Source organism: Streptomyces sp., assembly GCF_019510245.1.
Classification (GTDB): domain Bacteria; phylum Actinomycetota; class Actinomycetes; order Streptomycetales; family Streptomycetaceae; genus Streptomyces.
The window spans coordinates 191027-204371 of record NZ_JAEKKT010000133.1 but is presented as its reverse complement, the minus strand read 5'-3'; the positions used below and the strand labels follow the sequence as shown (position 1 = coordinate 204371).

Below are 13345 nucleotides of genomic sequence, written 5' to 3'. Positions count from 1 at the left end.
CTTTCGCCGTGCCTGCCTTTCTGCCAGTGTTGAGAACCCGAACCCATCATTCAATGCTCAGCAGTACATCAAAAGTCCATCACCGTCGGCTGGGATCCTTCATGCGCCATCCCTATACGATCAGGGAAATCGCCCGTCAGGCAGGGCTGAGCACGGCCACCGTCGACCGCGTGCTCCATCAGCGGGGCATGGTGCGCGAGGGCACCGTCCGTGAGGTCCACCAGGCCATCAAGGACCTGGACCGCCAGCAGGCCCAGATCCGCATCGGCGGCCGCACGTTCATGATCGACATCGTGATGCAGGCGCCGGAGCGGTTCTCCACCGCCGTGCGCGAGGCGCTGGAGGCCGAACTGCCCGCGCTGCACCCGGCCGTCGTGCGCTCCCGCTTCCACTTCCGCGAGACATGCCCGCCCGAGGACCTGGTCGCCACCCTGGAGAAGACCGCCAGGCGCGGTACGCAGGGCGTGGTCCTCAAGGCCCCCGACGTACCGGAGATCGCGGCCGCGGTCGGAGGGCTGGCCGCGGCCGGGATTCCCGTCGTCACCCTGGTGACCGACCTGCCGCACAGCGCCCGCCTCGCCTACGTCGGCATCGACAACCGCGCGGCCGGCGCCACCGCCGCCTACCTGCTCGAACAGTGGCTGGGCGACCGGCCGGGCCACGTCCTCACCACCGTCAGCCGGGGCTCCTTCCGCGGCGAGGAGGAACGCGAGATGGGTTTCCGCAGCGCGATGCGTCTCGCCGCCCCGCACCGCTCGCTGGCCGAGGTCACGGACAGCGACGGGCTGGACGTCACCCAGTACGACCTCGTCCGGGACGCTCTCCGGCGCGACGAGGACATCGTCGCCGTGTACTCCGTGGGCGGAGGCAACCGCGCCACGCTGGAGGCCTTCGACGCACTCGGACGGACGTGCGCGGTGTTCATCGCCCACGACCTCGACCACGACAACACCCGCCTGCTCCGCGAGCGCCGTCTGTCCGCGGTCCTCCACCACGACCTGCGCCAGGACATGCGCCGCGCCTGCCAGCTCGTCATGCGGGCCCACAAGGCACTGCCCGGCGACGGCCCGGTCCCGCCCTCGGCGATCCAGGTGGTCACCCCGTTCAACCTGCCGCCCGGAGGCGATGCGGGCACGGCGTGACGAACGCGGGCGGTGAGCGGGCGGCGCGCACGGCGCGCCGCCCGCTGTCCGGCGGATCAGGGCTGGACGGGCATGCTGGAGCAGTTGGAGGTGGCCGCCCGGCCGGCGAGCCGATCGGCCAGCCAGTGGACGGCGTCGGTCTGGTCGGTGAGGAGCGGCGCGAAGTGGTTGAGCAGGGCGCTGCCGACGTCGGGCAGTACGACGGCCTTGTAGGTGACGTCGCCTCCCCTGCGGCACCAGTCGACGGCGAGTTGCCGGGCCTGGGAGTGCGGAACGAGGTTGTCGCTGACCCCGGTCGCGACGCGCACGGGGCCGGACGGGGTGAGCGTGCCGATGCGCTGGCTGTTCAGGAACGACTGGAGTGCGGGCGTGCCGGCGATGATGTCGCTGATGGACTGCCCGTCGGTCGTCCACTTGGTGCTCTTCGCGTAGGCGTAGCCGAAGATCGCGTCGCCGACGCACATGGTCGACAGGTCGGCGAGGGCCGCCTTGCCGGCGGCGTTGAGGTGTGCCTCGGCGATCGGCTTCAGCGAGGGGTCGGACTGGAGGAAGCCGTTGAGCGACCAGCCCAGCGCGCCGGCCAGCTCGCTGCCGTCGATGGCCTTGGTCACTGAGGTCAGGTCGGCGGGCGGCGCGCCCGCGTAGGTGCCGGCGAGCGTGACGTCGGGGGCGTAGGACGCCTGGAGTTCGGCCGCGGCCGCGGTCGCCCCGCCGCCCTGGCTGTAGCCGAACAGCCCCACGGGGGAGCCGTCGGTGACGGAGGCCCCGTCGACCGCTCGGGCCGCGCGGGCGGCGTCCAGCACCGCGTGCCCCTCGTCGACACGGTTGACATAGGTGTGCAGCCGGTCGGTCGCGCCGAGACCGACGTAGTCGGTGACGACCACCGCGATGCCCTTCGCGAGCAGGCGGTAGATCGCCAGGTCCTCGTAACCGACGGACACCGTCCGGCCGTTGGCCGTCAGCGGGTGTTCGAGTCCAAGGGAGGCGGCGCACTGGTCGCCCTGTCCCATGGTTCCGGGCGCCACCACGACCAGGGGGCGTGGTCCGTCGCCCTGCCAGGCGGCGGACGGTTCGATGTAGGCGCCGGTGACGGCCACCGACTGGCCGCCCGAGTCCGTGGACTTGTACATCAGGCGGGTCGCGCTGCCGGGAAGCGGGCCGTCGAGGCCGGGCAGGCTGAGGGCGAGGCGGAGGGGCTCGGTGCGGATGAGTGCGCCGTCGGCCGCGGGCAGTTGGGCTGGCGGGTTGTAGAACGCGGGGATGGCGACACCCCGGGAGACCACCTCGTCCGCCGCCGTGGCGGGGGTGTCCGAGAGGGCCTGGGCGCCTAGGCAGGCGGCAGCGGTGACTGCTGCGGCCAGGAGCCGTCTGCCTGCGGGCATGGCGAACCTCCTGAGGAGCGGCTGACAGCGAGGTGCACAGGTGAACGCGGCACGGGAGCGCGACCGTCCCGTCGGCGCGCTCGTCCCGCCCGGTGGCGGTGCGCCAGACCTTACGCACGAGTAAGTTACTCGTGACAGCGTCCTGCAGGTTACGGTTCGGTAATGTGACGGCCTGTCTGACAGGGGGCTGCGATGGTCACGGACCGTGAGCCCTGTGGCCGAGGCGACGTGCGCGTGGGCTCGGCGACATCATGTCGACGAGCCCACGCACGGGGAACGGCGCGCTCAGCGCCGCCTGCGGTACGACCAGCCGGTGCCGATTCCCGCTACATGCAGAGCCAGGGCGGTCAGTCCCAGCAGCATCACGTTCGTGGAGGTGAACGTGTCATTGGTGCTGATGTCCGCCGCGTTGATCAGAAAGGCGATGAAGAACAACACTGCCGCAACGATGCCGGGCATGAACAGCTCCTCTCGAAGGGGTGAATCCCGTATGCCCGCACATCACCTCCACAAGCCCGCCGCCGGACGCCCACGCGGAACGGCCCTGCGCCGTCCGCGGAGCCGGTACCACGTGGGGGGCGACGCCGCCGCGGACATCGGCGGCTGACGACCTTTCCGGTGATACCCGGTCAATTACCTTGCAGATTTCTCAATTCGGCGCGACAGCCGTGGGAGACGGCCACAATGTGGCGGTGCGGCCGGTGGTGTGGGGCGCCGGCTGTCGCGTGCTGTGAAAAGAGAGTTCTTCCGTCTCCGGGCAACGGCGTACGCTCCGCGTCGAAGGAGGGTGCCATGGCCGCTCACGCGAAAGCGATCGGGATCTGGTGGCTGGCCGCCATGGCCGCCCTGACGACGGCGGTCATCGCGGTCGTCCTCGTCGTCCAGGCGGACTCGGGGGAGGCGTCCCCGCCGCAGCCGTCCCCCTTCACCGCACCGCCGACCGGCACGCCCGGGACGACGGGCGCGCCCTAGGCGTGCCGGGCGCATCTGCGGGCGGCGGGTGCAGGCGCTTGCCGCGCCGCCGCGCTACGACGCGCTCGGTTCCGCTGCCGGGCCGAAGCCGCGCAGTTGCCGGATCGTGCCGCCGAGCTTGTCGCGGAACCCGTCCAGCATCTGCGGCTGGGCGCTGACGATCCACCGGGTGCCGACCAGGTACTCGCCGCCGTACCCGGAGGCGGAGTCCAGCCAGGTCTCCTTGAGTTCGTCGGTGGGGAAGGTGGTGATGAGGTAGTCGACCTCCTTGGTGTGGCACAGGCCCTGGCGCAGTTCCGTGGCGTCGATGCGGATCTTGGGCTTGCAGCCGGTCAGGCCGGCGATCACCTCGACCTTGGCCGGAGCCACCACACCGTTCGCGGGGGCATCCGACACGGAGACCCTCGCCTGCTTGCGCCTCGGGTCGGCGTCGCCGTCCCCGCCGCCGCAGGCCGCGGTCAGGGGGACGATCGCCAGGGTCGCGGCCAGGGTCGCGCCGCGCATCAGGCGGCCGGTGTGCTGGGCTCGTGACTGCTGTGGCACGTTGCCTCTCCGTTTCCGGGTGGTCCTGCCCCCGGCCGGCGGCCAGGCGTACGACAGGGGGTACGGATGGACATCAGCGGCTGTTCACCCCGTATGTCACGGTGGGCCCGTGTGGCGGCAGAGACGCCGCCCCACGGCTCCGGCCCGTGCCGGGGCCGGAACCGGCCCATGCCGGGGCCGGTGGCCCCGGCCGGCTGGGAAGTGCCGCGTCAGACCGTCGACAGATCGATCGCCCGGTCCAGGTCGTGGGGCCGCAGGACGCGCAGGATCGCTTCGAGGAGGTAGTAGTCGGCGTAGGGCAGGGAGATCTCGATGCCGTCCTCGGCGGGGCGGTTGCGGGTGCAGCGGGCGACGACGGCCTCGGCGCGGGTGGAGTGGGTGGTGAGGCAGGTCTCGCACAGGGCGCCGAGGATGCGCAGCGCGGTGGTGCGGTAGGGCCGGCTCCCCGTGGCGCCGGCCAGGTCGAGCAGCCCGCAGGCCATGACGGCCCCGGCGGAGGCGTCCTTGACGTCGTACGGCTGCTGCGGTGCGCGATAGTCCCAGACGGGCACGTGGTCGGGGCCGAGGGCCTTGACGGCGTAGTCGGCGAGCGTCCGGGCGGTGGCGAGGAACCGGCGGTCGCCGGTGCGGCGGTACATCGTGGTGAAGCCGTAGATGCCCCAGGCCTGTCCTCGGGCCCAGCAGGAGGTGGGGCTGTAACCCTGGACGGTGTTCGGGCCGACGGGGGTGCCGGTGGCGGGGTCGAGGTCGTAGGCGTGCGGGGTGGATCCGTCCGGTCGGGGGAAGAGGCGCCGGGTGGTCTGCGCGTGTCCCACGGCCGCGTCCATGAACGCGCCGTCGCCGGTCTGCCGGGCGGCGAAGACGAGCAGGTCGAGGTTCATCATCGTGTCGATGATCATGCGTCCCGCGTTGTCGGGGGTGTTGAGGGCGCCCCCAGGCCCGCAGGTAGCGGCCACGGGGGTTGTAGCGCTGGAGCAGTGAGCGCGCCGCCTGTACGGCGCCGTCACGCCAGGACGGGTCGCCGGTCAGCCGCCAGGCGGTGACCCAGGACGGCGTGAACAGGAAGCCCAGGTCGTGTGTGCCGGTGTCGTACTGGCGGGGGGCGAGTTTCGCGGCCGATGCGAGGGCGAGGGCGCGCAGGCTGTCGTCGCCGCTGTGGAGCCAGCTCATCCAGAGGATGCCGGGCCAGAATCCGCCGACCCAGTCGCCGTTCTGGGAGTAGACCCACTTCTCGAACTTCGTCCCGACCGGGAAGGCGCTCACCCCGGGTGCGACGGCACGCACCTTCGCGACCGCGTAGTCGGCCGCGTCACGCAGCACCGCCTCCGTCGCCGCGGGCGCCCGGCCGGTGAGCGCCTGCGCGGACCCGGGAGCGGCGGTGCACGCCGCCGCGGCGCCGCCTGCGGTGGCCAGCACGGCCCTGCGGGACATGTGCATGGGTGCCTTCCTCTCCAACTGAGCTGATGAGTGTGGGAGTTGAAGTAGTCTCGCATGCGGCGGCGGGTGCGTACATACATGTGCGCAAGGTTCAGATATGTGGACAAGGGGCCCGGCGCGCGGAACGCCGGGCCCTCGGTGACGGACGGTCGATCGGCCTCCCTACAGGCTGCGGGCGGTGATGTCGCCGCGGGACGTGGTGGCGCGGATGTCGAGTTCGGTGGTGCCGTCGTTCTTGAGGGCGTTGCTGACGCGGCCGTACCCTGTGCCGGCGTCCAGGGCGGCCGAGACGCCGGTGGTGGCGGTGACCGAGATGTCGCCGTCCTGGGTGCGGAGTACGACCGTGCCGCGCAGGGCTTCCCCGATTCGGATGTCGCCCCGGGCGGTGCTGATCTCCGCCGGGCCGCCCAGCCGGCCGACCTCGACATCGCCGTCGGTCGCGGTGAGGCGGAGGCTCGCGGCCTCGTCGATCTTGATGTCGCGGTACGCGCCGTCGAAGACGATGTCGCCGAGGCGTCCGACACCACGCAGCTCGGCGCTCGCCGCCTTGGCCTCGACGCCGGAGCCGGCGGGCAGCCGGACGGTGACCTCCACCGAGCCGGACGGGCCGAAGAGCTGGTTGCCGGGGGCGCCGGCCGTGATCCGCAGGACGCCGTCGGCGCAGGAGACGGTGGTCTGCTCCGCCGCCTTGACGTCGCGGCTCTTGGCGGGGTCGGCGGGCAGCACCTCGACGGTGGTGTCGGCGCGGTCCGCGGCGATGAGCTGGACGCGTCCGGCGGGGATGTCCAGGACGGCGGAGATCGGGGCGGGGGTGTCGAACTTCTGCATCGTGGTCTCCCGTTGTCGTTCGTTGTTTCCGACATTGGAAACGCTACGTTGCTTTCCGTGTTACGACAACGACTTTGTTGCGTGAAGCTCGTATAACTGCAGCTCAGCATGGTTTAATCGTTGCAACGGCTCCAAAGGTAACGCAACGACGGATTGCCTTCCGTTGCAATGAGGCGAGAGTGAACGCTATGCTCGGGAAGTCGGGAACCGCCCCCAGGGCCAACGAGGAGATCACGATGCCGGGAGGCAGGCTCAGCCAGCAGGAACGCCAGCAGATCGCGCTGGGGCTGGCCGACAGCCTCCCCTACGCCGAGATCGCCCGCCGTATCGACCGGCCGACCTCGACGGTCACGCGTGAGGTGATGCGCAACGGCGGCCCCACCGCCTACCGCGCGGACCTGGCCCACCGAGCCACCGAACGCCGCGCGCACCGGCGCCGGCCCGCCTCCTCCCGGGGGCCGGGGGCGGTCCCCCAGCCGCACGGACGGGACGCCGAGGCCGTCGCCGAGTACGAGGAGACGCTCGCCACCGTCTTCATGCAGTCCGGTACGCCCAAGATGATGGCCCGGGTGCTGGCCTGTCTCTGCATCACCGACGCGGCCGGCCTCACCGCGGCCGAACTCGTCCAGCACCTCCAGGTCAGCCCGGCGTCCGTCTCCAAGGCGGTCGCGTTCCTCGAGGAGCAGGGGCTCGTCCGCCGTGAGCGTGACGAGCGCCGCCGTGAGCGCTACTTCGTCGACGACGACGTCTGGTACCAGTCGATGATGGCCAGCGCGCGCGGTACCGCACAGGTCGCCGAGACCGCACGGCAGGGCGTCGCCGTCCTCGGCCCGCGCACCCCCGCCGCCCACCGCCTGGAGAACATCGCCCGCTTCCTCGACTTCGTCGGCGAGAGCATCGTCCGCGCCGCCGAACAGGCCCGCGAGGTCCTCCACAGCAAGCCCGCGGCGACCGCCCCCGACGACACCGGCCGGCCGGGCCCGGATCGCACATAGACGGTCGGCCGGGCGGCGCGCACGGTGATTCCGCGGCCGCCCGGATCGATCTTGGCGGTTCGCTCACCGTTCATAACGCCCTCACCTGTGCGAGGACGGCCGTTCGGGCGGTGTCGGAAAGGTCCTGGCGGCCTGTCACAACGAAACCCCAGGACGGATTTCGTGACCGAATCACGTGCTCGCCGGTGGCGCCGCAGCTTCCGTGTTCTGCTCGTCGCCGTCGCCGGACCGGCGCTCGCCGCCGGCGCCCTGACGGCGTCCCCCGCCCACGCGGCGGCGGCCGACGACATCCGGATCAACGAGGTGGTCACCACCGGGGACGTCAACGACTCCGTGGAGCTCTACAACAAGGGCACGGCCACGGTGGACCTCTCCGGCTGGATCCTCCGGGACGACAGCAACAGCTCCAGGTACGCGATAGCCTCCGGGACCACCCTCGCCCCCGGCGGCTACGTCGCCTTCGACGTGCACAACGCCTTCGGGCTGGGCTCCGACGACGAGGCGCGCCTCTACCTCGCGGACGGCACCACCCTGGTCGACAGCTACGGCTGGACCCAGCACTCCGCCCCGTCGTGGTCGCGCTGCCCCGACGGCACCGGCGCCTTCGGCTCGGCCGCGCTGACCCTCGGCGCCGCCAACGACTGCGGCTCCGGCGGCATTTCGGCGACCGCGTGGCCGGGCGGGAGCTCGGTCGCCACCGCCGACACCAAGAACGCCTTCGGCTCCGACATGAGCGGCCTCTACCAGGAGGGGAACGTGCTGTGGGCGGCGCAGAACAGCGGCAAGCTGTGGCGGCTGGTGCCCAACGGCTCCACCGCCTGGACGGCCGACACCGGCAACGGCTGGACCTCCGGCAAGGCGCTCAGGTTCCCGAGCGGTTCGGGCACGCCCGACGACGAGGGCGTCACGCTCACCGGCTCCGGCTCCGGCGGCGGTGTCTACGTGGCGAGTGAGCGCAACGCGGACTCGTCCGGCACCAGCAGGCTCTCCGTCCTCAAGTACGACGTGACCGGCACCGCCACCACCCTCACCGCCGCCACCGAGTGGAACCTGACCTCCGACCTGCCGTCGGTCGGCTCCAACCTCGGTCTGGAGGGCATCACCTGGGTCCCCGACACCGCCCTGACCGCCGCCGGGTTCAAGGACGCCTCGACCGGAGCCGCCTACAACCCGGCGGACTACGGCCCGCACACCGGCGGGGTGTTCTTCGTCGGCGTCGAGGGCACCGGCATGATCTACGGCTACGTCCTCCGGGACGGCGGCGCCTTCACCCGCGTGGCGTCCCTCAGCAGCGGCATGGCCGGCGTCATGGAGCTCCAGTGGGAGCCGCAGGCCTCCCGCCTCTGGGCGGTCTGCGACGACACCTGCTCCGGCCGGCACCGCACCCTGCAGATCAACTCCTCCGGCGTCTTCGCCACCACCGCCGTCCACAACCGCCCGACCGGCATGGACAACTACAACAACGAGGGCTTCGCCGTCTCCGGCTCCGACGCGTGCAGCGGCGGTACCAAGCCCGTGTGGTGGTCCGACGACAGCAACGACGGCGGTCACGCACTGCGCAGGGGCACCATCACCTGCTGAGGCCCTGCCGGGCCGCCCGTGCCGCGCTGTATCGTACGCGCGGCACCACGCGCATCACCGGAACATGCGTCAACTCCCTTATCGGCACGTCGACTTCACCGACGTGCCGGTTCCTTTCGCCGTCCCCGGAGGAACCGTGGCAACCAGCCGCCCCCACCGTTTCCGTGTGCCTCTGACCCGACGCAGATCCCTCGCCGTGACGGCCGCACTCGCCGCCGTCTGCGGTGCCGGTCTCGTCCAGCCGGCCCCCGCCGGTGCGGACGCCGCCACCGACCGCGCCGCCCTCGCCCAGTGGTGGGCGCCGGTCAACTTCCAGGACGTCGACTCCACCGGCGAGACCGCGCTCGGCGGCAAGTCCGACTACCTCACGTCGTACGACTACGACGGCGACCTGAACGGCCGCGACAACTGGGAGAACACCGGCCAGTTCCCGCTCGCCGCCCACGTCTACTACTCGGTCGTCCAGACCCCGTCCTTCTCCTACCTGCTGTACACGTACTTCCACCCGCGCGACTGGTCGGACGGCGTCCTCGACAACTACCAGGAGGACCTCACCGAGCACGAGAACGACGCCGAGGGCGTCCTGGTCGTCGTGGCCAACGACGGCTCCGCGCACGGCAGGCTCAAGGCGGCCGTCACCGTCGCGCACAGCAACTTCTACTCCTGGGTGCCCTCCGGCAGCGACTTCACCAGCGGCCAGGAGAGTGTCGACGGCACGCTGAAGCTCCAGGGCGACCCGCACGACGACGGCCACGGCCGCCCGTTCACCACCCAGCAGCCCAACACCCACGCCGCCTGGGCCGAGGGCTACCTGTCCCAGGAGCGCAGCCAGTACGCGAGCGGCGACGGCATCGTCTACTACCCCGGCTCCACCGCGGAGGTGCCGTCGGGCTCGAACGACCGCGACGTGCAGTACACCCTGACCGACGTCTTCGCCGCGGGCGGCATGTGGGCGAACCGCACCCTGACGACGCTGTTCGCGACGCCGGACAACTTCGCCGGCGACGACAGCTCCAACCCCTACGGCGCCAAGTGCGGCGCCGGCGGGGTCCTCGGCCCGGCCAACGGGGCCTGCGACACCGACGCGGCCAACCCGCCCTGGGCCTGGGACGACGCGGACGACCTGCCCGGCCGGGGCTACCTCGCCACCGACCCCGCCGAACTCGTCTGGGACTACTTCGACTGGCCCGGCAAGCCCTCCTCGCCCGACCTCGCCTACACCTGGGACCAGTACAACGGCATCACCTCCTGATCGCCGGTCCTTTCCCCGCGGGTGCGTCGTGGTTGCTCACGCAGTTCCCCGCGCCCCTTACGGGGCGCGTGGTTGCAGCGCCCCATAAGGGTGCTGGGGGAGGAACTGCGCGACAAGCCCCCACCGGCCCGCACCCGACCGCCGGACCGGGCGACGGTGCCGGGCGGGGCTCGGCGCGCGGGATCGGTCCGGAGCTGGTGTGCTGGGTGTGGGGGCTTCGGACCGTATCCGTCGTACCCGTTCTGGGAGAGACGCATGAGTATCTACCGAGTCGCGCAGGTGACGGCCCTGGGCGGGCCCTTCGAGATCGTCGAGCGGGAGATGCCGAGACCGGGCCCCGGCCACGTGCGGATCGCCGTCGAGGCCTGCGGCGTCTGCCACAGTGACACCTTCTTCGTCACCGCCGCACTGCCCGGTGTCACGTTCCCGGTGGTACCCGGCCACGAGGTCGCCGGGCGGATCGAGGAGCTCGGCGAGGGCATCGAGCACTGGGGCTGGCAGCTCGGCGACCGGGTGGCGGTCGGCTGGTTCGGCGGCAGCTGCGGCCACTGCAAACCCTGCCGCCAGGGCGACTTCGTCGTCTGCGAGAACCTGAAGACGCCCGGCTGGACCTACGACGGCGGCTTCGGCCAGCAGGTGATCGCGCCGGTCGACGCCCTGGCCCTCATCCCCGAAGGGCTGACCTCGGCCGACGCGGCGCCCATGGGCTGCGCGGGCGTGACCACCTTCAACGGCCTGCGGCGCAGCCCGGCCCAGCCCGGTGACCTGGTCGCCGTCGTCGGCCTCGGCGGGCTCGGCCACCTCGGGGTGAAGTACGCGGTGGCCATGGGCTTCGAGACGGTGGCCGTCGCCCGCGGCGCCGAGAAGGCCGACTTCGCCAAGCAGCTCGGCGCCCACCACTACGTCGACTCCACGGCCGGGACCCCGGTCGCGGAAGCCCTCCAGTCGCTCGGCGGCGCCAAGGCCGTGCTCGCCACCGCGGGCAACTCCCAGGCGATCACGGCGGCCGTGGACGGACTGGCACCCCGCGGCGAACTGGTGGTGATCGGGGCCGACCCCGAGCCCCTCGGGATCAGCCCGCTCCAGCTGCTCCAGAGCGGCCGGGTGGTGCGCGGCCATCCGTCCGGCACCGCGCAGGACGTGCAGGACACCATGGAGTTCAGCGCACTGCACGGGATCCGCCCGACGGTCGAGACCGTACCGCTGGAGCAGGCCGGCGAGGCCTACCAGAAGATGCTCACCGGGGCCGCGCGCTTCCGCATGGTCATCACCTACGACTGAACCCAGGCGGTGTCTACCAGGCTGCCGGAGGCACGGCGGGCGGACGCTCAGCCGTGTACCGCGCGGGCCGCGAGCAGCGCGATGTCGTCCTCGGAACCGCCGGCCAGGTGCGCGAGGACCGTGTCGAGGATCTTGTCCAGCGGATCGGTGGGGCACAGCGACAGTCCCGTCAGCCGTGCCAGACCGCGGTCGATGTCCTCGCCGCGCCGCTCCACCAGCCCGTCCGTGTACAGGAGCAGCACCCCGCCGCGTTCCGGGGCGACGCCCTGCTCGTAGCGGCCGAGCCCGCTGCCCAGCGGCGGGCCGACCGGCACCGGGACCAGCTGCATCTCGCCCTCCGGGGTGAGCCAGACCGGCGGCAGGTGGCCGGCGCTCGCGTAGGTGAGCGTGGCGACGTCCGGGTCGCCGAGCGCGAGGAAACAGGTGGCCACCCGCTCGAAGCCGGAGTCGGCGACCATGCGGTCCGCGTGCCGGAGGATGCGGCGCGGCGAGAGCCCCGCGAGAGCCAGGGCGCGCAGCGTCGAACGGTAGTGGCTCATCGCCACGGCCGCGTCCACCCCGTGGCCCATCACGTCCCCGATGACCAGCATCGTGCGGCCGTCGGGCAGCGCGAGGACGTCGTACCAGTCGCCGCCGATCATCGAGCCGTCGTCGGCGGGACGGTAGCGGGCGGTGGTCTCCACACCGGCGTGCTGCTGCAACTGGCCGGGCTCGGCCAGCAGGGCCCGCTGGAGCTCCAGGGCCATGGTGTGCTCGCGTTCGAAGCGGACCGCGCGGTCCAGGGCGCGGGCGGCGCGGGCGGCGAGCTCACGGGCGACCGTGGCGTCCTCGTTCGAGAACGGCCCGGAGTCCCCGGCCCGGGCCAGCAGCAGGATGCCGAGCACCCGGCCGTCCGAGACCAGGGGGGCGAGGAGCACCGAGTGGACCCGGGCGGCCAGACACGCCCGGGCGGGCGCCCAGCGCGGGATCAGCGACCGCCACTGCGCCGTGGTGATCGCGTTGCGGCGCCAGATCCGGCCGGCCGCCAGGTTCCGCCGGGTCCCGGTGCCGCGCGGCCAGCCGACCAGCTCACCGCGCGCGTCCAGGGCCGCCAGCCCGGTGGCCAGCCCGGGACGCGTGGCGTACGCCGCGAGCCGGGTCGGTGTCCTCCGTGCCGACGCGGTGTCCGGCGGACTCAGCTCCACCCCGGCCGCGTCCGCCAGCTCCGGTACGACGAACTCCGCCAGCTCCCGGCAGGTCCCGGCGACATCGGTGCCGGTGCCGATCCGGGACGCGGCCGAGTCCAGCAGCGCCAGCCGCCGATGGGCGCGCTCCAGCTCGTAGACGTACTGCTGCGGCTCGCTGATCTCCAGTCCCACCGCGGCGACACCCACCACCCTGCCCGTGCCGTCGACGAGCCGGTGGTACACGCACCGCCACTCCCGGACCTGGTACGGCGAGTCCACCCAGGTGCGTCCGGTGACGATGGCCTCGCGCGGCCGTCCGTCGCGGATGACGTCCCGCAGCACCTGGTCGGGCCGCCTGATGTGCGGCAGCACCTCGTGCTGGGTGTGGCCCGGGTAGGCGGCGGCGGGCACGCCCGTCGCCCGCGCCATGTGCGGATTGACGTACAGGTAGCGCAGGTCGGTGTCGAGGACGGCGAAGCCCACGGCCGCGTCCTCGACGATGCCGCGCAGCATGTCCACGTAGCCCATGCCGGCGCGGGGTGCCTCCGCCGTGGCCGACGCCGGGGTGCCCCGCGCGACGGGCCCGCCCGGGGACCTGGGAGTGTCCCGTGCGGGCGCCGCCGGTGCGGTCGCCGGCGCCGGTGGGGTCGCGGGCGCCGGTGCGGCCCGCCGTCGTGAGGAGGCGTCCCTGTCCACCCGGTCCTCCTCGCCTGCCCCCTCCCTCGGCCGCCCTCATCGTGCAACAGGTCCCGGCACGGCGCATCCC

General features: G+C 72.3%; 12 protein-coding genes. 6 read left to right on the top strand and 6 right to left on the bottom strand.

Annotated features, from left to right (window positions below; all coding sequences use genetic code 11):
- The first annotated feature begins 101 nt into the window (after nucleotides 1-101).
- The gene (locus tag JF597_RS18760) at nucleotides 102-1142 is read left to right on the top strand and encodes a LacI family DNA-binding transcriptional regulator (RefSeq protein WP_293996025.1); all 1041 of its coding nucleotides are present in this window, start codon (nucleotides 102-104) and stop codon (nucleotides 1140-1142) included.
- Between the two features lie 56 nt (nucleotides 1143-1198).
- Here JF597_RS18760 and JF597_RS18755 read toward each other — a convergent pair whose 3' ends face one another.
- Together JF597_RS18755 and JF597_RS18750 are read right to left on the bottom strand one after the other, a co-directional pair.
- A complete protein-coding gene (locus tag JF597_RS18755; protein WP_293996023.1) occupies nucleotides 1199-2524 on the bottom strand; it encodes a lipase family protein in 1326 nt (441 codons plus the stop codon).
- Between the two features lie 285 nt (nucleotides 2525-2809).
- Nucleotides 2810-2983, bottom strand: a complete 174-nt coding sequence (locus JF597_RS18750) for a hypothetical protein (protein ID WP_293996021.1) — start codon at nucleotides 2981-2983, stop codon at nucleotides 2810-2812.
- A 333-nt stretch (nucleotides 2984-3316) separates the two neighbouring features.
- Between JF597_RS18750 and JF597_RS18745 the strand changes: the two genes are divergently transcribed.
- Complete coding sequence (locus JF597_RS18745) at nucleotides 3317-3496, top strand: hypothetical protein (RefSeq protein ID WP_293996019.1); 180 nt, start codon at nucleotides 3317-3319, stop codon at nucleotides 3494-3496.
- 54 nt (nucleotides 3497-3550) lie between these two features.
- On the opposite strand, the gene JF597_RS18740 is transcribed toward JF597_RS18745, so the two are convergent.
- From JF597_RS18740 to JF597_RS18730, 3 genes are all read right to left on the bottom strand, one after another.
- Complete coding sequence (locus tag JF597_RS18740; RefSeq protein ID WP_293996157.1) at nucleotides 3551-4000, bottom strand: hypothetical protein; 450 nt, start codon at nucleotides 3998-4000, stop codon at nucleotides 3551-3553.
- A 248-nt stretch (nucleotides 4001-4248) separates the two neighbouring features.
- Nucleotides 4249-4995 (bottom strand): glycoside hydrolase family 88 protein, encoded by a 747-nt coding sequence (locus JF597_RS18735; protein WP_293996017.1) that lies wholly within the window; start codon nucleotides 4993-4995, stop codon nucleotides 4249-4251.
- Between the two features lie 643 nt (nucleotides 4996-5638).
- Complete coding sequence (locus tag JF597_RS18730; protein WP_293996015.1) at nucleotides 5639-6304, bottom strand: DUF4097 family beta strand repeat-containing protein; 666 nt, start codon at nucleotides 6302-6304, stop codon at nucleotides 5639-5641.
- Nucleotides 6305-6540: 236 nt separating this feature from the next.
- Here JF597_RS18730 and JF597_RS18725 point away from each other — a divergent pair, with 236 nt between their 5' ends.
- The 4 genes from JF597_RS18725 to JF597_RS18710 all read left to right on the top strand — a co-directional run bounded on the left by JF597_RS18725 (nucleotide 6541) and on the right by JF597_RS18710 (nucleotide 11413).
- Nucleotides 6541-7299 (top strand): helix-turn-helix domain-containing protein, encoded by a 759-nt coding sequence (locus JF597_RS18725; RefSeq protein WP_293996155.1) that lies wholly within the window; start codon nucleotides 6541-6543, stop codon nucleotides 7297-7299.
- A 162-nt stretch (nucleotides 7300-7461) separates the two neighbouring features.
- On the top strand, nucleotides 7462-8880 hold the full coding sequence (locus JF597_RS18720; protein ID WP_293996013.1) for a lamin tail domain-containing protein: 1419 nt from the start codon (nucleotides 7462-7464) through the stop codon (nucleotides 8878-8880).
- Nucleotides 8881-9046: 166 nt separating this feature from the next.
- Nucleotides 9047-10132: a hypothetical protein gene (locus tag JF597_RS18715; protein ID WP_293996011.1), complete on the top strand. Its 1086-nt coding sequence runs from the start codon at nucleotides 9047-9049 to the stop codon at nucleotides 10130-10132.
- Between the two features lie 255 nt (nucleotides 10133-10387).
- Nucleotides 10388-11413, top strand: a complete 1026-nt coding sequence (locus JF597_RS18710) for an alcohol dehydrogenase (RefSeq protein ID WP_293996009.1) — start codon at nucleotides 10388-10390, stop codon at nucleotides 11411-11413.
- 47 nt (nucleotides 11414-11460) lie between these two features.
- On the opposite strand, the gene JF597_RS18705 is transcribed toward JF597_RS18710, so the two are convergent.
- Nucleotides 11461-13275: a SpoIIE family protein phosphatase gene (locus JF597_RS18705; protein ID WP_293996007.1), complete on the bottom strand. Its 1815-nt coding sequence runs from the start codon at nucleotides 13273-13275 to the stop codon at nucleotides 11461-11463.
- Nucleotides 13276-13345 lie beyond the last annotated feature (70 nt).